Raw genomic sequence first — 22121 nt, forward strand, 5'->3', positions numbered from 1 at the left:
CTGGTCTGGCTGCCAGCCGCTTTTACGGCTAAGTTGTCCTACCGGATCGCTGGTGCAATGCCTTGTTTTTAGCCTGCCATCCATTTTGTCCCCGCTCGAAACCTGCCCGCTGGTAGCCCCACGCCGATATCGGCTCCTGTATCATCTGGATGCAGGACCGGAGCCAACTTACCGCATGCCGAAGCGGATCGTTAGCCGAGCCAGGCCAGTCGGACTACTCGATTAACCAGAGGATAAAAAATGCAACTAGCATGGCTGGAGGATTTCGTCGAATTGGCTCGGACACGCAATTTTTCCCGAGCGGCAGAAAATCGTTTTGTCACGTCTCCAGCCTTCGGCCGCCGCATTCGCGCGCTGGAAGAATGGGTCGGCGCACCGCTGGCGGAACGCAAACAGCCGGTTTCCCTGACTCCAGCCGGCATGTTGTTTCTGGACGCGGCAACCCATTCGCTGGATGTCTTGCATGCAGCGCGCGCCCAGTTGCAAAACCCTGCGCCGCATGCGGAAGAGACGCTAAGAATTGCAACAGGCCGGACGCTGGCGAAAACATTTTTTCCTGACTGGTGTGAATCCATCAACCGCCGTTTCGGTCCATTCCTGGTGTCTCTCAGCACCGGCGGCGCGCAGGAGGGGATCATGCGCTTGTCGTCCGGCGATGTCGATTTGCTGTTGAGTTACGGCAGTCCATCCACCCGGCTGCTGATCGACCCCAATCTCTATGAATCCATCTTGCTGGATCACGAAACGTTATTGCCCGTCAGTGCGCCAAATGCAAAAGGACGCCCGCAATTCCGCATCTCTCCCACCGGCGATACGCCAATTCCCTGGTTGGCTTATTCTCCAACGCTGACCCTGCGCAGCGTGCTGTCCCAGCACCTGGCGAGCCTCACGCACAAATTGCCGCTGCACATGGTCTGCCAGGCCGATTCTTACGAAGCGATCCTGGAAATGGCCAAGCGTGGCGCCGGCTTGACCTGGTTGCCGCAGAGGCTGGTGCAGGATGAATTGAAGCTGGGCCACCTGGCGGTCGCTGGCGACGCCGGCATGCGTGTCAGCTTCGATATTTCGCTGTACCGCTCGCGCCGCAACAGCAATGCGCGGGTGGATGCGATCTGGCAGGGTCTGTCGTCGGCCACAAAACAAGTACGAAAATGACATCGCTTTCATGATGCTCGGGGCCGAATATCGGGCCGTACTTCGCACCGTGCATTGCACTCCTTACGTGCATCACGGCACCAAATAAGCCCTTTTTGGGCTGTACCCAGCACCGGTTGCGTGCACGCCAAACCGGCTACGCCGAATGAGCAGCGATCGCTGCCGAAATAGCAATGAGCGCAAAAAACATCGCCCTACACTTCTTGCTCATTACTATTCCGGAGATATCTCATGTCAGCTCAGTTTCGTTCCCCCGACCTAGGCGCAATGCCGGTCGCAAGGCGTAATCCCTGGAAGGAAATCTGTGCCGCCAGCATCGGCAACGCGCTGGAATTTTACGATTTGCTGATCTACGGATATTTCGCAATTGTAATCGGCAAACTGTTTTTCCCCAGCGCGGACGAAACCACATCTTTGCTGCTCAGCGTCGGCACATTCGGCATTTCCTTCGTCATGCGCCCGCTCGGCGCCGTTATCCTGGGTTCGTATGCGGACCGCGCCGGACGCAAGGCATCGCTGACACTATCGATTCTTTTCATGATGGCAGGCACGGCGATGATTGCTTTCGCACCGACCTATTCCCAGATCGGCATCATGTCACCGCTGATCGTCATCGCTGCCCGCATGCTGCAAGGTTTTTCAACCGGCGGCGAGTTCGGTGCGGCTACCGCTTTCATGGTTGAACATGCGGACGCCAAGCGGCGCGGTTTCTTCGCCAGCTGGCAATTGTCGACACAAGGGCTGGCCACGGTGCTTGCCGCCGGCGTCAGCGCTCTTCTTAGCTATGTATTGACGGAGAGCCAGTTGAATGATTGGGGCTGGCGGGTAGCTTTTTGCGTTGGCTTGCTGATAGGACCAGTCGGCCTGTATATTCGCAGCCAGATCGACGAAACGCCGGAATTCAAGAAACTTGCCGCCGCCAAGCAGGAGAAATCTCCGCTGAAAACGGTACTGGTCAACGATCGCTTGAATCTGTTGCTGGGTATCGGCGTGGTTGCTGGAGCGACTGCTTTCAACTACGTCCACAAAGTGTACATGCCGACTTACGCGTTGAAGCAATTGCATATTCCAGCGACGTCTTCATTTCTCGGCGCCATGGTGACAGGTTTCGTTCTGATGGTGACGGCGCCGATGTTCGGCACACTGTCGGACCGTCACGGACGATTCAAGGTACTGTCAATTGCGATGATGATGATCGGCGCCACCTCATATCCGCTATTCCTGATGTTGACCACCTGGCCAACCGTGACGACCCTGATCATCGTGCAGGCGATAGTCGGGCTGTTGCTCGCGGCATGTCTTGGACCGATACCGGCAATGCTGTCGGACATTTTTCCGACCAGCACCCGCGGCACCGGATTAGCCCTTAGCTACAATTTTTCAGTGACCATATTCGGCGGCTTTTCGCCTCTGATCGTTACCTGGATGATTGCTTTCACCAATAACAAGATGGCGCCCAGCTTTTATGTAATGACAACCGGCTTGATCAGCATTGTCGCGGTACTCGCACTGGGCCGCCGGATGGCTCGCCGCAAGCCATTTTAAGCCCTGGTTGTTGTCACGGCTCATCTGCCATCACGCATTCACATTATTTCTGCCGGATCGTCATGCGCATCCGGCATTTTTTTCAAGCAGGAGCAGAATCATGAATACCTTGGAACAAATACGCGCCATGTTGCAAGCCTATCCAATGGAGGTGGCGTTTCCCGACATCCGCAGATGGCAGCGCGGAACTGCCGGCGTGGACTATGTACATGCATTTGACAGCGGCGTCCCCGGTCCGCACGTGATGATCATGGCGCTGACGCACGGCAATGAAGTCAGCGGCGCGATCGCGGTCGACCAGTTGCTACGGGCCGAACTGCGCCCGCTTAAAGGTCGCGTCACACTCGGTTTTGCGAATGTCGAGGCTTATCATCGCTTCGATCGCAACAATCCGGACGCGACGCGTTTCATCGATGAAGACTTGAATCGCGTCTGGTCGGCATCCCGCCTCGACAGCGGCGACGATACTGTGGAATTGCGCCGCGCGCGGGAATTGCGTCCAATTGTCGAAAGTGTCGATTTTTTACTGGATCTGCATTCGATGCACGAGGAAGCACCTCCATTATTGCTGAGCGGACCGTTGCAAAAAGGCATCCGCTTTGCCGCCGAAATCGGTGCGCCGGAACATGTGATCGTCGATGCCGGCCACGCGAACGGAAGACGGATGCGCGATTACGGCAGCTTTGGCGACGCAACCAGTCCGAAGAATGCATTGCTGATCGAGAGCGGACAGCATTTTTCGCTGCGGAGCCGGGACGTCGCGCTAGACGCTGCGTCACGCTTCCTGCTCAAGACCGGAGTTGTCGCGGCAACTCAGCTGAATAGTTTTTTGACGCAAGACAGAACCTTAAGCCAGCAGTTTTTCGAGGTAACCCAGCCGATAGTCGCGGACACGACCGATTTTGAATTTACTCAAGATTTCCGCGGACTGGAGTTGATCGAGCGCGCCGGCACTGTCATCGCGCGTGACGGCGAGCGGGAGATTTTCACGCCTTACGACAACTGCGTCATCATCATGCCGTCGCTGCGCCATTTGGCGCCTGGCGTAACGGTAATGCGTCTGGCCAAGGTGCTTGACGATAAATAGCCGGCGGTGGGGAAAAATGCAAGATTACTCCGCTTGCTCGGAAAGATCGAAATCCATCCATATATTCAATCCAAGAACTTAAAATGCCATTTAGACATATGCTTATCAGGTTAGTTGTATTCGTGGCAGTGTCGCATTTATTCTTTTCGGCGCATGCCGGCGAACAGACCGATATCGTCCTTGGTCAATCTGCTCCTTTAAGCGGGAGCTTCAGTGAAATGGGAGAAACCTATCGAGACGGCGCGCAAATCTACTTTGAAAAGATCAACAAGGAAGGCGGCGTAAACGGCCGGCGCATCCGTTTAATCACTCTGGATGACGGCTACGACGCCAAACGCGCTCAAGTCAACACCAAAGAATTGATCGAGCAACATCAGGCGCTGGCGCTGTTCGGTCACATGTTCACCAATACAGTCTTCGCTTCGCTGCCGCTGGCCACTGCTGCCGGCGTACCGTATGTCGGACCGTACGCCGGCAACGAGACGTTGTACGCAGGGCCGGTCAATCACATCCTGTTCATGACGCGCGCCAGCTATTCTACTGAACTGGACGCTTTGCTGCGCCATGTACAGGCGATGGGATTAACGCGAGTGGCGCTGGCGCGCTACGATAGCCCCGGCGGCGCCATTTTGCAAAAAGACCTGGAAGAAAAATTGAAAGCAATCAAGCTAGCGCCGGTCGGCGTCGCGACGATGCAGCTCAATTCGACGCAACCGGCCGATGTCGTGCTCAAGATAATCAAGATGCACCCGCAAGCGATCCTGCTGGGCGTCTCCGGTGACGATGCCGTTGCCTTCGTACGACAATTCAATCAGTCTGCCGATAAGTTTCCGGTCCAGTTTCTCGCGCGCAGTCTTATCGGCGGACATCAGCTGGTTGTAAAACTTGGCAGCGAAAGCAGGGGCATCGTGATATCGCAAGTAGCGCCGTCGCCGTTCAATGGCGAGACCCACATCGCCCGTGAATATCAGGCTGCATTGAAAGCTGCGAATGCGGCGGGGCGTAAACTGGTGGCGAGCTATATCGGCTTTGACGGCTATATCGCAGCGAAAGTGATGGTGGAGGGTTTAAGGCGCGCCGGGCCGAATCCCGGCAGGCCGGCATTGGTCAAGGCGCTGGAAACGATGCATCACTGGGATGCCGGCGATTTCATCGTGGATTACGATGAAAACAACCATACAGGTTCGAAATTCGTCACGGTTACGGTAATCGGCGCGGGCGGTCATTACATCGAATGACTCGGAAGGCGCTGTATGGCTGCCCCGGCCTGGGCGTCCCGTCTAGGCGAGATAATGCTTGCCTACTGACTGAACGGTATTGCCGCAGGAGGCGTGGTTCAGGGAGTTTCTTTGGCGGAAACTTCATTCATGAAGAACGCGATGCCCTGGTTTATCGTACATCCGTCCAGCGGCTGTCGGCTAGACGCTGCCGCTATTGCCCGGCCTTTATGCGCCGCAGGTTATTGATATAGCCGGCGGCCGTCAGCGGCACGAATCCTGAAAAACGCGCGTAGCGGTCGCCGTTCTCGAACAGATAGCTGGCGAACGCCGTAACTTCAGGCTTGGCTAATGCCGATTGGGCGATGTACACGTACAGCAGCCGGGTCAATGGCCCATAGGCTTCCGACAATACCGAGCTTGCATCTGGTATTACCGCCCCTTTTCCGAAATTGATCGGCACCGGACGGACATTGCTCTTGCGCTCGACCAACGCGCCCAGAGAGACGAAGCCAATGGCGTTGACATCTTCCGATACCGCATCGATGATCTTGCCATGGTCGCTGAATATCGTGGTGTCGCCCCGCAAGAAGCCTCGCATGGCATTCACGCGCTCAGTGAAGAACATGGTGGTCCCCGACTTGGTATCGGGCGATACTATTTTCAGCGGCGCATCGCTATAGGCCATTCTTACCTGGTTCCAGTGAGTTACTTTGCCGTAAGACTCGGGGTGGAAAATCGATTTCAACTCTGCCATCGTCAAGTCATTGGTCCAATTGTTCGCCTTGTTGACGATCACCGCGACGGCGTCGTAAGCGATTGGCAACTCAAGATACGAAATTTTTTTATCCGCGCACGCTTTGGCTTGATCGGCCTGTATCTTGTTCGATGCCGGCACGATATCCGCTGCGCCTTTGCAAAGGTCCTTGAAACCGACACTGGTCCCCTTGAATTCGGCCTTGATATCGCTTTTACTGCCGCGCTGATATTGGGTAACGGCAGTGGTGATCAGATTTTCTTCCGTATCGGAGCCGGAAATGCGCACGTCGGCTTGCGCCAGTGTCGACATCAGTCCAAAAACGGAAAACAGCGTAGCGCTGGCGGAGCGGAGATACATGCTGCGAATTTTCATCTTGCTTACTTTCGTACTATTGATATTTTCACGAAGCCATTATTTTTTCCACATGCGTCAGTCCCGCCCAGGCCTCGTCTAGGAAAAGAGAAAACGCGGATGCAACGGCGCCTCGGTGAGCTCTGCCTGTATGGCTTCTGCCGGCAGGCAACGCCGCGGCGCCATGCCGTTGCATGAACATGTCAGTATGCAGCGACAGGTGCAGAAAGCTATCGGGAAAGGTAGGTTTTTCGGTAGGGTTTTTCCTACGATCTCTGCGGCTTATTTGGGGCTGCACCAATCACCTCCAGATCGATGCTCAATCGCCATCGTCAAATGGGATAACCGGATACTCGCCGCCGTCACCCCTGGGGCTGCGTCCGGGTCGCAAGTTGCAGCATTTGTTGTTTTTGGTCTCGCGCCTGGTCCAATTCGGCGCCGAGGTCGTAAGCATGAGCCTTGGTGTAGTCTTTCGCCGCATTCCAGACGTAATCGTTGATCGTGCTTTGCCCGAACTGCTGCAACAGGTTGCCGCTGGATTTATACGATTCCCCGGGCAGCGGACCCGGCGCGCCGCTGCGCAGAAATTGCGCCAGAAGCGGGCCGGTCCCGGCTTGCACAACACTCGAAGTCGTACTGGCAAGCATGACCCGGCATACATCTATGGTCTGGCCGACACGGCTGGCCCAGGTCTGTTTTGGCCCCAAAGTCTGTTTGACTAGCGCACCGGCTTCAACCAGGGTTCCGCCCACGAAATGCGGCAAGCGTGCAATATCGCTCCAGCCTGCTGCAGGAATGTCGGGGTTCTTGACTTTGACGGAATAAAGATTAACGCGTTGCTTTCCACCTAACAGGTTATCGACCTCGGTTTGTGCAAGGTGCGGAGTCGCCTTGGCCATGGCTATCAAAAATTTACTCAAGGCGCCGGCACTTGAGGAAGTTAGAAGAGTTCCGCCAAAAACCGGCAGTGGCTTTGTCAATGCGCTCGCGCTCGATACCACTCGGCGCAGCACATTCGCGGTACCCATCATTCCTGGCTGAAACCACGTTACCAGCCCCTTCCCATCCAGAGCGCCTTGCTTCATCGACAATAAATTGCGGGTAGCCGTGGCTTCGTGCTTCAACGCCAGATGCGAGATGTTTTGCCCGGCCCCCAGGCTATTCTCCGCACCCTCGGAAGGAGCGCTTAAACCGCCGCCGGCCGCTGCCGGACGCCAGTATTCCTTTACGCCATCTTTCACACTTAGGCGCACCGTTCCTGGAACAGGTATCAGCGCCTTCAGATCTACCGCCGCCAGCGCTGGGAAATTGGAGATTTTGGCGCGACGATCCATGGCCTGTATCAACCAGCTGTCCACGGCGTAAGCCGTCAGGCCGCTCGCCGCACCGCCCAGCAGGGCGGGCCCGATATCATTACCAAGCTCGCCGACCAGTTTTCCATTCTGAAGGCGCTGCCTGGTAGCCGTAACAATGGTGTTGCGCAGGGGAGAGCGTGACGTTCCCACGATGAATTGACGCGCGCCTTCATATAATGCCGCCAAGAGAGCGGAATGCAATGGCGTCGACATGTCTTGCCGCATTGAATAGCCATGTCCGCCAAAGGCTTTCTGGCGCGCGGTCAGGACTTTCCCTGCCCATGTGACGTACTCTTTTTCAAGCCCCACTTGCTGGGTAAGGGATTCAGGCGAAAGGTGAGCCGGCCAGTGTAGTTTCTTAAGTTCATCGTTGACCTGCTGTTCCGGCAACAATTCCGGTATATCGATTACCACGTCCCCTCGGACCGGACGAGCCGGCCGGCCGGCATTGCCATGATCGGTGCGGCTATGTCCAGGCCGGCTCCGAAGATGAGATGCCGAAGCAGATCTGTCGTCAATCTGAATTTCCGATGAGGCAGGTAAACGACGCCTGCCGACGTTAATCGGAAGCGACTCGGTTCGTTCGCCGCTGCGAATCGCCGCACTGTACTGAAATGGCGGAAATACGCCGGAACCGGACGCTGTCGTCGATTTACGGCCAGCCGCAGACGATTCCGGCATGTCTCCGCCGACCGGCGCCCGAGGCGGCAACCGTAGAGATGCAGATCCGCCCACTGAAGAATCTCTTGAGTGCGGACCACCAAAAATCATCCTCGAGTCAATGCTCCACTGCTTGGAGTCAGAACGCTCTCCAGCCCTTAGCAGGGATTCATGGTCGCCATGGCCTGGCGGCGCCGACTCATGCCGTTCCTCATGTCGGGGCGTGACATTTTCCAGAGTCGCCTGCACCGATTGTTCTTCGCGCCGAAACGATGCACCTGAATGCCGGGGCAATCCGATCGTTGACGCGGAACGTCTTACTTCGCCGCTATCGACTGAGGGTGTATTGGCGAATCGCGAGGAATGGAAACGCCTCTCTTGCGGCATTGCCGTACGGGGCAATGTGTTGGTTAAAGTTGTTGCCGGAGTTTGCGCCGCGTCGGCTACGCTGGCGCCGGCCTCAGGATCTACTGGCGAATGATGTACGGCCTGTAGCGACGCAAGATCCAATTCCCGCGAAGACGCATCCATCGACCGCATCCGCCTCCTGCCGGAAGACTCGGCCAGAGCCTGAAGCGGCCCGCCGCCCGGCTCCATCCGCTGCGAAGCGGTGCGGGGATTTGACACGGCAGGCCGGTCGTCCTCCGGCGTCGATATTGAAAGATCGTGCGGCAACCCCGTTGCGGGGCGTACTGGAACCGGAGAAGTCACGTTGGCCCTTTCGACTATGGGTTTGGTTTGGCGCTGTCCAATAATTGCTGTACTGCCATTGCTCCAACCGCATTCATCAGATCGAGCGTTTTTACGATTTCATCGACTTCGTCGATCCAGGCAATCGAGCTGAGTTGCAACAGGCCCTCGGCGGAAACTCCCAGATACCAGCCGAACTCGGTGAGAAGCTTTCGTTGAATTTCCAGCAGTTGTCCAACTTCCGGCCCCATCAGCTCATTGGCGGAGAGCGGTAATGCGACTTCCGGAAAGACGGAGCATTGAGCGTCAAGCAAATGCAGCCGGCAGTCGAAACCCGATGGTCCGGAGAATGCCTTCGGCGCAATCAATTCTGTATATCTCGACACCGGGATGCCGAGCAGCACGGCAATCTGGATCAGGAAATTTTTTTGTTCTTCCGTGACCGTTTGCTTCTTGATTGAAGAATCCAGCGATCTACCGGCGGAAGAGGAATGCGATAATTTATTCATGGCAGACGGTCTCGATTGGAAGTGAGTCGCTGCATGTTAGGAACCGGGCAGACCGTCGGGCCGAAAAAAAGCGAAGCCAGCCGTCCGGCTACGAAGTAGCTACGGAATTTTATGCTTTAACGGATTCGCATTTTCTCCATTAGATCCTGGAGTGCAATATTCGCAATGATCGAGGTGTGTCATCCGCGGCGCCGCCAACTTCAGCGATAGCGCGATGCTTTACAGCAACGTTGTAGAATGCTCTCAAAGATTTGCTACAGCGTTAACTCAATAGGAGAAAAAATGAAAACAATCGGTGCATTGGTAATTCTTTTTAGCGTATTGGCCTGTTCAAAAGAAGAAACGCCAAAACCTGTTGTCGTTGCGCCCGATGCTGGGGCTTCGGCATCTGCAACTACGATTGAAAGCAAGGATATTCAAGCGTCGAGAAAAGCCGCCTTGGAGGCGCTCGGCGCCGCCAGTACACCCAGCAAGCCGTGACGGCGGATATCTCACGAACTTGAATGGCAGCGCGCCAAGCCGAGGCAAACTCAGGCCAGCGACGACCAAAGATGCTGTGCCGCATAAGCGCGCCACGGCCGCCAGGCTTCTGCCCGCAGCGTCAGTTCCTTTGCGTTCGGCCTGGCGCCTTCATGAACCGCGATCGCGTGCATCAAGGCCACATCGGCCGCCGGAAACGCATCGGGCTCACGTAAATGGCGAAGCGCCATGTATTGTGCGGTCCAGTCGCCGATGCCCGGCAATGCGCGCAATTTCAATACCGCTTCTTCCAGGCTGACGCAGGTATCCAGCAACTGCGGGTCGGCCACCAGCGCTGCAGCTATCGCAGACAAGGTGGCGGCGCGCGTTTTTGGCATGCCCAGCGGCGCCAGGTCAGCAGCTGCCACGGCGGCGGCTTGCGGGAAGACGTGGGTCAGCCCCGGCCGGTCTGCGCAAGGATCGCTGAGCGCTTCGCCGTACTGCGCTACCAGCTTGCCGGCCAACCGGATAGCGCCGAGCACGGTGATCTGCTGCCCCAGCACCGCCCGCATCGCCTGTTCGAAACCGTCCCAGCAGCCCGGTACGCGCAGGCCGGGCCGGGCTGCAGTGAGCCTGGCCATCAAGGGATCGGCCGACAGCTGGCGGCCGATGATTTCGGGATCGGCTGCCAGGTCGAACATCCGGCGCAGGCGGGCAATGATGGCTGACAACGACGACAATCGCGGGAAACGGATGGTGGCTTGAAGGGCATGGCCCTCGCCTTGCTGCACGACAATGGTTCCATGCGCGCCGTCGAGGCAGATGCTGCGGTAGTAACAGCCGTCCGCCACCAGTTCCACGCCGGCAATCGCGCGCGGGCTCAGGAACGCCAGCATGGCAGGCCAGTCGTAAGGCGGCCGGTAACGCAGCAACAGCGTTACTCCGGCTTGCGCCGATTGTTCCGGCTGGCTGCCATGGCGTAATGCGCTGGGCGGACGCCGGAACAGGTTTTGGAACACCTCGTTGAAACGGCGGACGCTGCCAAACCCGGCGGCGAAAGCGATTTCGGTAATCGGCATGCGGGTTTCATGGATCAGCTGCTGGGCCAGCAGCACCCGGCGCGTCTGCGCTACGGCAACCGGCGACGCTCCCAGATGCTGGGCGAACAGGCGGCGCAGTTGCCGTTCGCCCACGCCCAGCCGCGCGACCAGCGCGTCCATGCCATTGTCGTCCAGCGCTCCCATTTCTATCAGCGCCAGTGCGCGCGTCACGGTATTGGATACGCCGCTGTTGGCAACTCCGCGCCAGGCGCCGGAATCGGGCGCAGCTTCCGGGCGGCAGCGCAGGCATGGACGAAAACCCGCTTCCTGTGCAGCGGCGGCGGTGGGGAAAAACAAGACGTTTTCGGATTTGGCGGTACGCGCGGGGCAAATCGGACGGCAATAGATGCCGGTAGTTTTGACGCCGATGAAAAAACGTCCGTCAAAGCGTACATCGCGGCTGGCCAGCGCCCGGTAGCAGGTGTCGTGATCGAGTTCCATCGGACCATGATCGCGCCGATATTTACCAATGTCTAGCGGTTTTCGGACATCGACATGATAGCGATGAAAACCGGAATGGATGAGGCCTGGGCGCCGTTTCCCGCGCCCCGAGGCCTGGCAGGATGGGAACCTACTTGCCGTTCAGCGCGGACCACGAGCGCGGACCGCCGTCGCCGTAGCGTTCGTCAAAGCGTTGCAATACGGCTTCGCGCACCGGCTCCGACAAGCTTGGATATTTGTCGCCCTGTTCTATCGCGGCGTATTCTTCACCGGCTTTCGCGGGATCCGCGGGAATATGGAATTTAACGATGAAATCCTGCTGCCACTGCTCGGTAACCTTGAGGACGAGTGCTGCGCGCGCAGCAGGATTCAGGACACCGAACTCGCCGACGCCGGCCGTGATGTGCTGCACGGTTTCGGTCAGCCCCTCTTCGGTCGGCGGCGCCTTGGTGAACTCTTTAACGGCATGTGAACTACTCGTCTTACTCATGTCACTCTCCTCGGGTTAAGTGGTGCGATGGTGGACGGCCCGCTTGCGGCAGGCGGATGCTGCAAAACGATTGGGATGAATCTCCTAGGCTGCGGTAAAAAAACGTTCTTGCATTTCTTCCAGCCCCAGGGTGTGCAGGACTTCTTGCAGGCGTTCGGTCGGCCGCTTGCGCGGCAGGTCTTTGTAGCTGGCGATGATCAGTTCATTCTTCATCGAGTGCTCCCAACCCACCAGTTCGGTGACGCTGACCTGGTAGCCATGCGCTTCCAGCTGCAGGCAGCGCAGCACGTTGGTGACCTGGCTGCCGAATTCGCGCGTATGCAGCGGATGGCGCCAGATTTCGGTCAGCGCTTCTTTCGCCAGCGATTTGCCCTTGTTCTTTTTCAGCACGGAGGCCACTTCCGCCTGGCAGCAAGGCACCAGCACCATGAAACGCGCCTGTTTCTTCAAGCCAAATTCAATTGCATCGTCGGTCGCGGTATTACACGCATGCAAGGCTGTAACGACATCGATACGGCCTGGCAGCAAAGCCGATCCTATCGATTCGGCCACCGACAAATTGAGGAAGGACATGCCCGGAAACTCCAGGCGCTGCGCCAGTTCCTGCGATTTCTTGACCAGCTCTTCGCGGGTTTCGATGCCGAAGATATGCGAGTTGTCGGTCAATGCCTTGAAAAACAGGTCGTACAGGATGAATCCAAGATAGGATTTGCCGGCGCCGTGGTCGACCAGCTGCACCCCGCCCTGTTCCTGCTGGATTTCCTGCAGCAGCGGCTCGATGAATTGATATAAATGATATACCTGCTTGAGCTTGCGGCGGCTGTCCTGGTTCAATTTACCGTCGCGTGTCAGGATATGTAACTCTTTGAGCAACTCTATCGACTGGCCGGGGCGGATTTCGTGCTTGGACGCTTGCGGGTTGGTGGAATTGGATTCTTGCTTGATACCGTTCATGGAACTTGCTTTCTGTCGGCCAGACTTACCGGCTATTCCACCAAGTATAACGGCTTCGACCGCACGAGGTCTCCAATGCACCGATATCCGCCCAAAAAAATCGTCAGAACGGCTGGCCGATCCGTCCCATCGTGCAGGAATACCGGCCCAGCTCGATGTCGTTGCGCAAGCCCATCTTTCTCATCGCCGAGGCCTTTTGCAAACCCACGGTCTTGACGCTCTTGTTGAGGCGGTCGGCGATTTCCCGCAGGCTGTTGCCGACCACGTACATCTTCAGCACCTCCGCTTCGCGCCTGGTCGGCAGCCTGCCGCTGGGGCCCTTTTTCAGCAACTGCAGCGCCGCCTTGCCGATATACGGCGCCGCATGCGAACCCTCCAGCATGGCCCGGCCGAGCTCGCTTATCTCGTCGCTCTTGTGCACCAACCCCTTCACGCCGCAATTGGTGATCTGGTACAGCACAGCGGGGATATCGATCATGGTCAGCACGATCAGCCCCAGCGTCGGGTAATTGCTCTTCAGCTGCCGGAACAATGCGCAGCCGCGGCCAATGCGGTTGATCGGCAGTGAAAATTCCGTGATCAGCAGGTCGCATGGCGTATCCAGCAGGCGTTCCGACAGTTCCGCTGTCGACGACGCCGTCGCCACCACGGTAAAACCCGGCATCTGCTCAATGTACTGGCGCGTCCCTGAAATGATGGCCGGCTGGTCGTCGGCCAGAATAATCTTGGTCATGAAATTGCCTCCCCGCAATTGATGAACGAACGATGTCTCCCTAGGTTTCTACTTATCGTTATTGAATAGGAAGTATCGGGTTTGCACATTATTAAATATATAAGTAAATCTCTTAATTTCATAGTCCAATGAACAACTTAACAATAAAATAACTAGAATCAACCACGCTGCAATACGGCGCCGGAGAATTGCGAAGTTTCCCGGGCCGTCTCCAACCCTGTCTGATATTTTCGATGGAGTAATCAATGTGAGGATTGTTCTGGCGGACGACCACCCCGTGTTTACCGCAGGGGTGCGCAACTACCTCAACCACGTGCCGGATTGCCGCGTCGTGGCCTGCGTCACCAGCTCGGATGCGCTGGTCAGGTGCCTGGAGTCGACACCCTGCGACCTGGTCATCACCGAGTTCTCGATGCCGATGGTGCGCATCAGCGACGGCTTGCACCTGCTGTCTTACATCAGGCGCCATCATCCGCAAACCTGGCTGGTGGTGCTGACCATGAATGCACTGCCGGTGGTGCTGTACCAGATCGTCAACAGCGGCGTGAACGGCTTGCTGCACAAAAGCGATGCAATCCCCGAACTCGGCAAGACCATCCGCCACCTAGGCAACGATTCGCCCTACATGGGACCGTCTTTCCAGGCCCTGCTGCAGAACGGCATCAACGGCCAGGCCAAAAGCCGCATCCCGAGCCCGCGCGAAACCGAGGTGCTGCGCCTGTATGCGGCGGGCAACAGCCTGCGCGATATCGCCCAGCGCCTGAGCAAGAGCGTGAAAACGGTGAGCTTGCAAAAAGCTTCCGCGATGAAGAAACTGGGCCTTGGCAACGATATCGAACTGGGCCGCTACTGCGCCGCGGTAAGCGGCGATATTGTCCAGCCGCCGGGATGCGGCGACTGGTTTCTTTCAAATAACGAGAGCGATGACGACAGTGAAGAAACCTGAAACGGTTCAGGGCTGCTCTTTCAGGTCAAAGATCTGCGTCATCGCCACCCATTTTTCTCCTGGCGGGGTCCATGGCGTCGCTGCCTGGAACTCCCACATCAGGGTTTCCCATTCCTGCACCTTGGGATCGGTGCGCGCGGCGTTCGCCATGCGCTCCGGGCTGTAAATCGCGTCGTCGGTTTCCATCAGCATCACCAGGCGCGTGCCGAGCCGATAGATTTCCATACCGAGCACGCCATGCAAGCGCAGATGGGCGGCTATCTCGGGCCAGATGCGGCGGTGCAGGGTTTCATAACGGCCGATCAGGCTGGGGTCGTCCTTCAGGTCCAGCACCAGGCAGTAACGCATATTGTCGAGACTCCTAACTTGAATGGCTGCGCCGGCGCAGCCTAATGGGACCAGCCGCCGTCGATCACATGGATCGCGCCGGTGGTGAACGCCGATTCGTCCGAAGCTAGCGCCGATACCGCGGCAGCCGCCAGAATGCGCTTTCCTTGTAATCTCATGCGGCTGCCGCCGATTTTCTGGATTTACTCGGGTTAATATTTTATACTGAAAAGGTTTATTGGCTGGACCAATACTAGCATAGCAAAAATTCCGCGAGCAATCGGCCGGCGGCGCGCGCCCCGTTCCCGTCATTTATTGGCGGCTAAACGGGCCGTCGGCGCCACCTACTTTGGTTCGCAGCTAGCGCGCCGTGGCACAATATGAAAAATATCTTTCCTTACTGCCATGCCCATACAAGTTATACATAACCGCCGCCTGTATCAACAAATCGCCGACCAGCTGCGCGACATGATCCACCGCGGCGAATACGGTCCCGGCGACAACCTGCCGCCGGAACGCGAACTGGCCAAGCAATTCGGCGTCAGCCGCACTTCCGTGCGGGAGGCCCTGATCGCATTGGAAGTGATCGGCGTCGTCAGCGTCCGCGTCGGCAACGGCGTGATGGTGTTGCCGCGTACCGAAGAGGAAACCGCGCGCGACAACGGCAGCCAGGCGCCGGCCTTGCAGCAGGCAGCGCATCGCAGCGGCTGGGAAATCGATCCGGAACTGGACCTGGAAATCAACCTTGGGCTGGATGACGAAATCCCGCCGTTCAAGCTGCTGCAGGCGAGACGCCTGGTGGAGCCGGAGACGGCGGCGCTGGCGGCGATGAATGCCAGCGATGAGCAGTTGCGCAGTATCGCCGAAGCGTATGCGCGCAATGTCGAGGATAACCGCAGCGGCTCGCACACCCATCCGGGCGACCGCCTGTTCCATATCCGCATCGCCGAGGCCAGCGGCAACCCGGCTTACCTGCTGCTGGTCAGCCACCTGCTGGGACGCAAATACGGCATGATGTTCCAGCGCCTGCAGACGCTGTACAGCTCGAAAGACATGCCGAACCGTTCGGAGCATGAGCACCAGCTGATCATGGAAGCGCTGCAGGCGCGCGATGCGGTGGCGGCGCGGCGCGCGATGCGGGCGCACATGGATTCCGTGGTACGGATCTTTTCCCGTTCGGTGCCGGAATCAAGGCACTAATCCCGTTAAATCAGATATCGACCGGATCCACTTCCAGCGACCATTTGGCGCGCGTCTTGATCTGCCGCAGCTGAGCCATCCAGTCCGTCAGGAAAGCCTGCAGGCCTGGGCGCGAAGGACATTCGATCAGCAACTGCGCGCGGTCGACATTGGCGACCCGGGTCATGGTCATCGGAATCGGGTCGTGCATGGTGATGCCGTCATGCTCGATGCAGTGCGCCGCCTGCTGTAAAAATTCAATCGCGATTTCCAGCTCCTTCGCCTCCGCCCTCAGCAAGGCCTGATAGATGTAGGGCGGCAGGCAGGCTTGCGCACGCTCCTCCAGCAGCGAAGTGGCAAAGCGATCGTAGTCGTGGGCGATGACTGCCGCGTACAGGGGATGCTGCGGATAACGCGTCTGGATCAGCACTTCGCTGGCGCTGCCGCCCTCTTTCTGCGCCGCGCGGCCGGCGCGCCCCGCCACCTGCATCAGTTGCGCAAACAGCCGCTCGCTGGCGCGGTAGTCGTGGGAAAACAGCGCCGTATCGGGATTGAGGATGCCGACCAGGGTCAGGTTCTTGAAATCATGCCCCTTGGCGACCATCTGGGTGCCGATCAGGATATCCACTTCGCCCCGGTGCACGCTGTCGAAAGCCGCTTGCGCACTGCCTTTGCGGCGGGTCGAATCGGCATCGATGCGCAGCACGCGCGCTTCCGGGAACATCGCTTGCAATCCCTCTTCCAGCCGCTGCGTGCCGCGCCCCAGCGGCTGCAGGTCGACGTTGCCGCAGGTCGGACAGGATTTCGGGATCCTCAGCTCCAGGCTGCAATGATGGCAGCGCAGCCGATGTTCGGGTTTATGCAGCACCATGAAGGACGTGCAGCGAGTGCAGTTGCTGACCCAGCCGCAGGCGTCGCAGGCAATCACCGGTGCATACCCGCGTCGGTTCAGGAACAGCAGCGACTGTTCGCCCCGTTCCAGTCTTTGCTTGAGCGCGCTGACCAGGGTTGAGGTCAGTCCCTCGCTGGGCTTGTCGCGCTCCATGTCGATCCGGCGCACCAGCGGCAATACGGCATCCTTGACCGCGCGCTCGCGCAGTTCGAGTTTCCGGTAGCGGCCGGACTGGGTATGGTGCCAGGTTTCCAGCGATGGCGTGGCCGAACCCAGCACGATAGGAATCCCCAGCTGGTGGGCGCGCCATACGGCCAGGTCGCGCGCCGAATAACGCAAGCCCTCCTGCTGCTTGTAGGACGGGTCGTGTTCTTCATCGATGACGATCAGCTTCAGGTGCGGCAGCGAAGCCAACACCGCCAACCGAGTGCCGAGGATGATGCGCGCCTGCCCCAGGTGCGCCGCCAGCCAGTGGCGCATGCGCTCGCCTTCCGCCAGGCCGCTGTGCAAGGTCGCCACCATCACGCCCGGGAAACGGGCGCGGATGTTGCCTTCCAGCTGCGGCGTCAGATTGATTTCCGGCACCAGGATCAGGATCTGCGACGGGTTATCCGCGCCGTTTTCGCTGCGCGCCAGGATCTGCGCCGCCGCTTGCAGGTAAACCTCGGTCTTGCCGCTGCCGGTGACGCCGTACAGCAGCGTCGGCGCAAACCCGGTGGCGCTGGCAATGGCGTCGGCCGCCTGTTGCTGCGCCGGATTCAGCTGCGCGACGTCGATCGGCGTCGCATCGTGCGCGGCGCTGCTTTGCTGCAGTTTCTTCAAGCCGCGGTCCAGCGCCACGGTAGTCAGCGCGCGCAGGTTTTTCGGCAAGCCGGGCAACGCCACTTCACCCAGCGGCCGCTGATAATAATCGGCGGCAAAGCGACACAAGGCCAGCCATTGCGCCGACAGCGGCGGCAACTGGTGGCGCACGGCTTGCACATTTTTCAATTTTTCGGCGGGAACCTCGCTCTCGGCACTGGTGCCGACAATCATGCCGACCACTTCGCGGCGGCCGAAAGAAAGCTGGACCAGCTGGCCGATTTGCGGCGCAGCTTCGCTTTCATCGCTGGCCTGCCAGCGATAATCGAAGCTGCTATCCAGGGGAGTGTCGAGGACGATTTGAAGAATGCTTTGTTTCACGAACTTAATGTAATTCCCGAGGAAATAAGCTAACTATCGGTTTCATAAGTGCTTTTGAAAATATCCACAAGATCTGTGGATAACTTTGTGGACAAGGTTGCGTAAACAACGTGGGAGCGCCTGTTTACGGTATATCCAGGCTCTTGCCCAAACTAGTATCAATAAAAATACTATTTACAATCAAAGACTTAAATTGAACATTCTGGACAGGCAAAAAAATTTCCGTTTTTAAAAAATCGCCTTGCGGAAACAAAATTATGTGCATAACTAAATTCGGAATGCCCCAAAACAAAGCGAAAAAAGTAACAGAGGCGCGGCGAAAAAGGTAACAATCAGGTCCACATTCAAATTCATGGCCGTGCACCACCATGTCACTTTTTCCACCCATTCCATCAGTTTCGCACCGGAAAAATTAGCCCGATGTCAATTCCTTGAAATCGAGGGTAAACCCTAATTTCTAAGATTCCACTTAATGTAAAACATGAGGAAATGCCCTAAGCATCGGTTTCATAAGCGCTTTTCAAATTATCCACAATGTCTGTGGATAACTTTGTGGGTAACCTGCTCTTGACAGGCTGCAGCCTCATATTTGATGCGGGTTTCAATAAATTGCCTAAACTAAAAGCAGAAAATAAATTCTTTTAAATCAAACACTTACAAAACAGTATCAAGTGGAAAATAAAAAATATAGATATAAATAATTTCCGTGGTGCAGCAGATTTATTTTGTGCATAACTAGCGCGCGCCAATCTCCGGATTGCAAACGAATGTGTTATGCGTGACAGCGTGTAACACCATCCATCAGCAAGTAGCAGCCCTTGATTCTTGCCGGCAAGCTTCTATCCGCGCAATTTACGGCTGATTTCGTGCACGGCTTCAACCATGACGGCGACCGATTCCGGCGGCGTGAATTGCGAAATGCCGTGGCCCAGGTTGAATACATGGCCGCTGCCGGCTTGCGGCGCGCCGTAGGCGTTCAGCAGGCGCGCGACTTCGCTGCGGATCTGCTCCGGATTGGCAAACAGCACCGCCGGATCAAGATTGCCCTGCAAGGCGACACGCTGGCCGATGCGGGCCCGCGCCTCGGCCAGGTTGACGGTCCAGTCGAGGCCGACGGCATCGGCGCCGATGTCGGCAATCTGTTCCAGCCATAGGCCGCCGCCCTTGGTGAATACGATCGCCGGAATCGGCACCCCATCTTTTTCACGCTGCAGCTGGGACACCACCTGGCGCATGTAATCCAGGGAAAACTCCTGGTAGGCGCCGTCCGCCAGCGCTCCGCCCCAGGAATCGAAAATCATCACGGCCTGGGCGCCGGCGTCGATCTGCGCATTCAGGTAAGCAGCTACCGCCGCCGCATTGGTGCTGAGCACGTGGTGCATCAGGTCCGGGCGGTTGTACAGCATGGTCTTGACGGTATGGAACTCGCGCGAACCTTCGCCCTCGACCATGTAGCAAGCCAGGGTCCACGGACTGCCGGCGAAACCGATCAGCGGCACCCGGCCGTTGAGTTCGGTGCGGATCTGGGTGACCGCCTTGAAAACGTAGTCGAGCTTGCCCAGGTCCGGGGTTTGCAGCGCCATCACATCTTTTTCATCGCGCAATGGACGATAGAACTTGGGACCTTCGCCGTCGGCGAAATACAGGCCCAGGCCCATCGCGTCCGGCACCGTGAGGATGTCGGAAAACAGGATGGCGGCATCCAGCGGGAAACGCTCCAGCGGCTGCAGCGTGACTTCGGTAGCGTAATCGGGATTGGTCGCCAGCCCCATGAAGGAGCCGGCGCGGCTACGGGTTTTACGGTACTCCGGCAAGTAGCGGCCGGCCTGGCGCATCAACCACAGCGGCGTGTAGTCGGTTGGCTGGCGCAGCAGCGCGCGCAGGAAAGTATCGTTCTTGAGCGGAGCGAATTGTGACATAAGAGGCAATCTGAATGCGTGTAATAACGCCCCATTATCTCATCCAAACCGGCGGCCGCGACATCGGTTCCATGCATGGCAGTTATATGGCCGCCATTACCCTGCCTCCCGGTGCTCCGCCGCCAGGTCATCCAGAAACGCCTGCAGCACTTCGCCGCGGCTGGACTGGCGGCGCGCCGCCATGTGCAAGGTGACCTCGTAGGAAAACAGCGCCGGGTTAAGCGCCGCCAGCAATCCCTGCTGCACCAAGGGTGCGGCAAAGTGCTGCGGCAGGAAACCAAGATGCTGCCCCGACAAGATCAGGACTGCGACCGCTTCCATGTTGTCGGCCAGCGCCGTCACGCGCGCCGGCGAAAATACGCCGCCCGGGCCGTCGGCCTCCGGCAGCGGATAACTGCGCCATACCCAGTCGTGCTGCGCCAACGCCGCTGGCGTCAATTTTCCGGCCTGCCTGAACAGCGGATGCGCCGCGGCGCAGTAAGCCATCTGATGTTCCGTATATAAAGGCAGGTATTCCAGGCTCGGCAAACGATGCCAGAAATAGCCGATGCCAAGGTCGAGGCGGCCATTGATCACCTCCTCCTCCAGCTGGCCCGGCGCCAGCACCGCCAGCGACAGCGTCACCGCCTCGTCGCGCGCGCGGAACCGGGCGATGGCCTGGCCCAGGCGCGCGTTGGCGCTCATGGCGGCATGGCCGATCAGGCCCAGGTGCAATTGTCCAGACAGCTTGCGGCCGATCTGGCGCGCGTCCAGGCAAAAATGGTCGATGTTTTCCAGCAACTGGCGGCTGGACTGGGCAAACTGCTCGCCGCGCGGCGTCAGACGAAATCCGGCGCGGCCTCGCTCGCACAGGCGAAAACCGAGCCGCGTTTCCAGCGTCGCCAGCTGGGTGCTGATGGTGGACTGGCTGACGTTGAGCGCCGTCTGTGCGGCGGAAATGCCGCCGGCGTCCAGCACCGACAGGAATACACGGATCAGACGCAGGTCAAGATCGGATAGCTGGTTGAGCATGCCAGGTGGAGAAATAGGAAGTCAGATCGATCATACATCTATCCGGATCAATGTAAATATTCGATTACACAGATTTTTACTGATGTTAATTGCCGCTAGAGTAGCTTGTGCTCGGCTTGTGCTCATTCACTGCCCCACCCCATTCATCCCTTCCCGGAGACGATCATGTCGGAAACCCCACTTTACCAACCGCTAGGCGGCAACGACATGCCGCGTTTCGGCGGCATCGCCACCATGATGCGTTTGCCGCACGTCGCCAGCAGCGCGGAACTGGACGCCTGTTTTGTCGGCGTGCCGTTCGACCTCGGCACCTCGAACCGCTCCGGCACCCGCTTCGGCCCGCGCCAGATGCGTACCGAATCGGTGCTGCTGCGGCCCTACAACATGGCGACCCGCGCCGCGCCTTTCGACGCGCTGCGCATCGCCGACCTCGGCGACGTCGCCATCAATCCCTACAACCTGCTCGATTCGATCAGGCTGATCGAGACCGCTTACGACAGCATCGTCGCCTCCGGCTGCCGCCCGATTTCGCTGGGCGGCGACCATACCATCGCGCTGCCCATCCTGCGCGCCCTGCATCGCAAATACGGCAAGATCGGCCTGATCCACGTCGACGCCCATGCCGACGTCAACGACACCATGTTCGGTGAAAAGATCGCGCACGGCACGCCGTTCCGGCGCGCGGTGGAAGAAGGCTTGCTGGATTGCCAGCGCGTGGTGCAGATCGGCTTGCGCGGCACCGGCTACACCGCGGAAGATTTCGACTGGTGCCGCGACCAGGGTTTCAAGGTGGTGCAGGTGGAAGAGTGCTGGAACAAATCGCTGGCGCCGCTGATGGAAGAAGTGCGGGCCCGCCTGGCCGGCGGCCCGGTCTACCTCAGCTTCGACATCGACGGCATCGACCCGGCCTATGCGCCCGGCACCGGCACCCCGGAAATCGCCGGCCTGACCGTGCCGCAGGCGCTGGAAATCATCCGCGGCGCCTGGGGCCTGGACATCGTCGGCGCCGACCTGGTCGAAGTGTCGCCGCCTTACGACCCGGTCGGCACCACTGCCCTGCTGGGCGCCAATCTTGCGTATGAAATGCTATGCGTGCTGCCGGGCGTGCCGCGCCGCTAGCATTATTTTCATATACAAAAAGTAAGCGCTCGCCAAAAAT

General features: G+C 58.3%; 19 protein-coding genes and 1 pseudogene. 8 read left to right on the top strand and 12 right to left on the bottom strand.

All coding sequences use genetic code 11. The annotated features are described in order from the left end of the window. The first annotated feature begins 240 nt into the window (after nucleotides 1-240). The 4 genes from CFU_RS22660 (at nucleotide 241) to CFU_RS22675 (ending at nucleotide 5025) form a co-directional block, all read left to right on the top strand. The gene (locus CFU_RS22660) at nucleotides 241-1155 is read left to right on the top strand and encodes a LysR family transcriptional regulator (protein WP_014008328.1); all 915 of its coding nucleotides are present in this window, start codon (nucleotides 241-243) and stop codon (nucleotides 1153-1155) included. 231 nt (nucleotides 1156-1386) lie between these two features. Next, nucleotides 1387-2700 (top strand): MFS transporter, encoded by a 1314-nt coding sequence (locus CFU_RS22665; RefSeq protein ID WP_014008329.1) that lies wholly within the window; start codon nucleotides 1387-1389, stop codon nucleotides 2698-2700. Nucleotides 2701-2800: 100 nt separating this feature from the next. Beyond that, nucleotides 2801-3787 carry a M14 family metallopeptidase gene (locus CFU_RS22670; protein ID WP_041742775.1) on the top strand — a complete coding sequence of 329 codons (987 nt, stop codon included), beginning with the start codon at nucleotides 2801-2803 and terminating at the stop codon, nucleotides 3785-3787. Between the two features lie 218 nt (nucleotides 3788-4005). Further along, nucleotides 4006-5025: an ABC transporter substrate-binding protein gene (locus CFU_RS22675; RefSeq protein WP_041742777.1), complete on the top strand. Its 1020-nt coding sequence runs from the start codon at nucleotides 4006-4008 to the stop codon at nucleotides 5023-5025. A 193-nt stretch (nucleotides 5026-5218) separates the two neighbouring features. Here the strand turns inward: CFU_RS22675 and CFU_RS22680 are convergent, their stop codons facing one another. From CFU_RS22680 to CFU_RS23530, 3 genes are all read right to left on the bottom strand, one after another. Further along, nucleotides 5219-6049, bottom strand: a complete 831-nt coding sequence (locus CFU_RS22680) for a substrate-binding domain-containing protein (RefSeq protein ID WP_190275200.1) — start codon at nucleotides 6047-6049, stop codon at nucleotides 5219-5221. A 428-nt stretch (nucleotides 6050-6477) separates the two neighbouring features. Further along, nucleotides 6478-7884, bottom strand: a complete 1407-nt coding sequence (locus CFU_RS22685; RefSeq protein WP_041742778.1) for a hypothetical protein — start codon at nucleotides 7882-7884, stop codon at nucleotides 6478-6480. A 971-nt stretch (nucleotides 7885-8855) separates the two neighbouring features. Beyond that, the gene (locus CFU_RS23530; RefSeq protein ID WP_014008334.1) at nucleotides 8856-9329 is read right to left on the bottom strand and encodes a hypothetical protein; all 474 of its coding nucleotides are present in this window, start codon (nucleotides 9327-9329) and stop codon (nucleotides 8856-8858) included. Between the two features lie 282 nt (nucleotides 9330-9611). Between CFU_RS23530 and CFU_RS24730 the strand changes: the two genes are divergently transcribed. Then, nucleotides 9612-9809, top strand: a complete 198-nt coding sequence (locus CFU_RS24730) for a hypothetical protein (RefSeq protein WP_148264921.1) — start codon at nucleotides 9612-9614, stop codon at nucleotides 9807-9809. A 50-nt stretch (nucleotides 9810-9859) separates the two neighbouring features. On the opposite strand, the gene CFU_RS22695 is transcribed toward CFU_RS24730, so the two are convergent. The 4 genes from CFU_RS22695 to CFU_RS22710 form a co-directional block, all read right to left on the bottom strand. After that, nucleotides 9860-11329, bottom strand: a complete 1470-nt coding sequence (locus CFU_RS22695) for a DNA-3-methyladenine glycosylase 2 family protein (RefSeq protein ID WP_014008335.1) — start codon at nucleotides 11327-11329, stop codon at nucleotides 9860-9862. 130 nt (nucleotides 11330-11459) lie between these two features. Continuing rightward, entirely contained in the window at nucleotides 11460-11819 is a 360-nt protein-coding gene (locus tag CFU_RS22700; RefSeq protein ID WP_014008336.1) for a hypothetical protein, read from the bottom strand. Between the two features lie 84 nt (nucleotides 11820-11903). After that, on the bottom strand, nucleotides 11904-12773 hold the full coding sequence (locus CFU_RS22705) for a class I SAM-dependent methyltransferase (RefSeq protein WP_050808693.1): 870 nt from the start codon (nucleotides 12771-12773) through the stop codon (nucleotides 11904-11906). Nucleotides 12774-12876: 103 nt separating this feature from the next. After that, nucleotides 12877-13506 carry a response regulator transcription factor gene (locus CFU_RS22710; protein WP_041742780.1) on the bottom strand — a complete coding sequence of 210 codons (630 nt, stop codon included), beginning with the start codon at nucleotides 13504-13506 and terminating at the stop codon, nucleotides 12877-12879. A 247-nt stretch (nucleotides 13507-13753) separates the two neighbouring features. Between CFU_RS22710 and CFU_RS22715 the strand changes: the two genes are divergently transcribed. Next, the gene (locus tag CFU_RS22715; protein WP_014008339.1) at nucleotides 13754-14452 is read left to right on the top strand and encodes a response regulator; all 699 of its coding nucleotides are present in this window, start codon (nucleotides 13754-13756) and stop codon (nucleotides 14450-14452) included. Nucleotides 14453-14458: 6 nt separating this feature from the next. On the opposite strand, the gene CFU_RS22720 is transcribed toward CFU_RS22715, so the two are convergent. Together CFU_RS22720 and CFU_RS24735 are read right to left on the bottom strand one after the other, a co-directional pair. Next, nucleotides 14459-14800, bottom strand: coding sequence for an L-rhamnose mutarotase (locus tag CFU_RS22720; RefSeq protein ID WP_041742782.1), 342 nt, complete (start codon nucleotides 14798-14800; stop codon nucleotides 14459-14461). Between the two features lie 41 nt (nucleotides 14801-14841). Beyond that, a pseudogene (locus tag CFU_RS24735) lies at nucleotides 14842-14928 on the bottom strand (NAD(P)-dependent oxidoreductase); the annotation flags it as partial. A 256-nt stretch (nucleotides 14929-15184) separates the two neighbouring features. Between CFU_RS24735 and CFU_RS22725 the strand changes: the two are divergent. Continuing rightward, on the top strand, nucleotides 15185-15979 hold the full coding sequence (locus CFU_RS22725) for a FadR/GntR family transcriptional regulator (RefSeq protein ID WP_014008341.1): 795 nt from the start codon (nucleotides 15185-15187) through the stop codon (nucleotides 15977-15979). Nucleotides 15980-15989: 10 nt separating this feature from the next. On the opposite strand, the gene CFU_RS22730 is transcribed toward CFU_RS22725, so the two are convergent. The 3 genes from CFU_RS22730 to CFU_RS22740 form a co-directional block, all read right to left on the bottom strand. After that, nucleotides 15990-18032 carry a primosomal protein N' gene (locus CFU_RS22730; protein ID WP_014008342.1) on the bottom strand — a complete coding sequence of 681 codons (2043 nt, stop codon included), beginning with the start codon at nucleotides 18030-18032 and terminating at the stop codon, nucleotides 15990-15992. A gap of 839 nt (nucleotides 18033-18871) precedes the next feature. Continuing rightward, nucleotides 18872-19951 (bottom strand): uroporphyrinogen decarboxylase, encoded by a 1080-nt coding sequence (gene hemE / locus CFU_RS22735; RefSeq protein WP_041742784.1) that lies wholly within the window; start codon nucleotides 19949-19951, stop codon nucleotides 18872-18874. Nucleotides 19952-20047: 96 nt separating this feature from the next. Next, nucleotides 20048-20962, bottom strand: a complete 915-nt coding sequence (locus tag CFU_RS22740; protein ID WP_014008344.1) for a LysR family transcriptional regulator — start codon at nucleotides 20960-20962, stop codon at nucleotides 20048-20050. A gap of 165 nt (nucleotides 20963-21127) precedes the next feature. Here CFU_RS22740 and speB point away from each other — a divergent pair, with 165 nt between their 5' ends. Further along, on the top strand, nucleotides 21128-22081 hold the full coding sequence (gene speB, locus CFU_RS22745) for an agmatinase (protein ID WP_014008345.1): 954 nt from the start codon (nucleotides 21128-21130) through the stop codon (nucleotides 22079-22081). Nucleotides 22082-22121: the final 40 nt, after the last annotated feature.

Source organism: Collimonas fungivorans Ter331 (assembly GCF_000221045.1).
Taxonomy (GTDB): domain Bacteria; phylum Pseudomonadota; class Gammaproteobacteria; order Burkholderiales; family Burkholderiaceae_D; genus Collimonas; species Collimonas fungivorans_A.

Coding starts and splice junctions, on each gene's coding strand:
- CFU_RS22660 (WP_014008328.1), top strand. CDS start 241: ATGCAACTAGCATGGCTGGAGGATTTCGTCGAATTGGCTCGGACACGC.
- CFU_RS22740 (WP_014008344.1), bottom strand. CDS start 20,962: ATGCTCAACCAGCTATCCGATCTTGACCTGCGTCTGATCCGTGTATTC.
- CFU_RS22665 (WP_014008329.1), top strand. CDS start 1,387: ATGTCAGCTCAGTTTCGTTCCCCCGACCTAGGCGCAATGCCGGTCGCA.
- CFU_RS22705 (WP_050808693.1), bottom strand. CDS start 12,773: ATGAACGGTATCAAGCAAGAATCCAATTCCACCAACCCGCAAGCGTCC.
- CFU_RS22725 (WP_014008341.1), top strand. CDS start 15,185: ATGCCCATACAAGTTATACATAACCGCCGCCTGTATCAACAAATCGCC.
- CFU_RS24730 (WP_148264921.1), top strand. CDS start 9,612: ATGAAAACAATCGGTGCATTGGTAATTCTTTTTAGCGTATTGGCCTGT.
- CFU_RS22700 (WP_014008336.1), bottom strand. CDS start 11,819: ATGAGTAAGACGAGTAGTTCACATGCCGTTAAAGAGTTCACCAAGGCG.
- CFU_RS22675 (WP_041742777.1), top strand. CDS start 4,006: ATGGGAGAAACCTATCGAGACGGCGCGCAAATCTACTTTGAAAAGATC.
- CFU_RS22720 (WP_041742782.1), bottom strand. CDS start 14,800: ATGCGTTACTGCCTGGTGCTGGACCTGAAGGACGACCCCAGCCTGATC.
- speB (WP_014008345.1), top strand. CDS start 21,128: ATGTCGGAAACCCCACTTTACCAACCGCTAGGCGGCAACGACATGCCG.
- CFU_RS22710 (WP_041742780.1), bottom strand. CDS start 13,506: ATGACCAAGATTATTCTGGCCGACGACCAGCCGGCCATCATTTCAGGG.
- CFU_RS23530 (WP_014008334.1), bottom strand. CDS start 9,329: ATGAATAAATTATCGCATTCCTCTTCCGCCGGTAGATCGCTGGATTCT.
- hemE (WP_041742784.1), bottom strand. CDS start 19,951: ATGTCACAATTCGCTCCGCTCAAGAACGATACTTTCCTGCGCGCGCTG.
- CFU_RS22670 (WP_041742775.1), top strand. CDS start 2,801: ATGAATACCTTGGAACAAATACGCGCCATGTTGCAAGCCTATCCAATG.
- CFU_RS22695 (WP_014008335.1), bottom strand. CDS start 11,329: ATGGAACTCGATCACGACACCTGCTACCGGGCGCTGGCCAGCCGCGAT.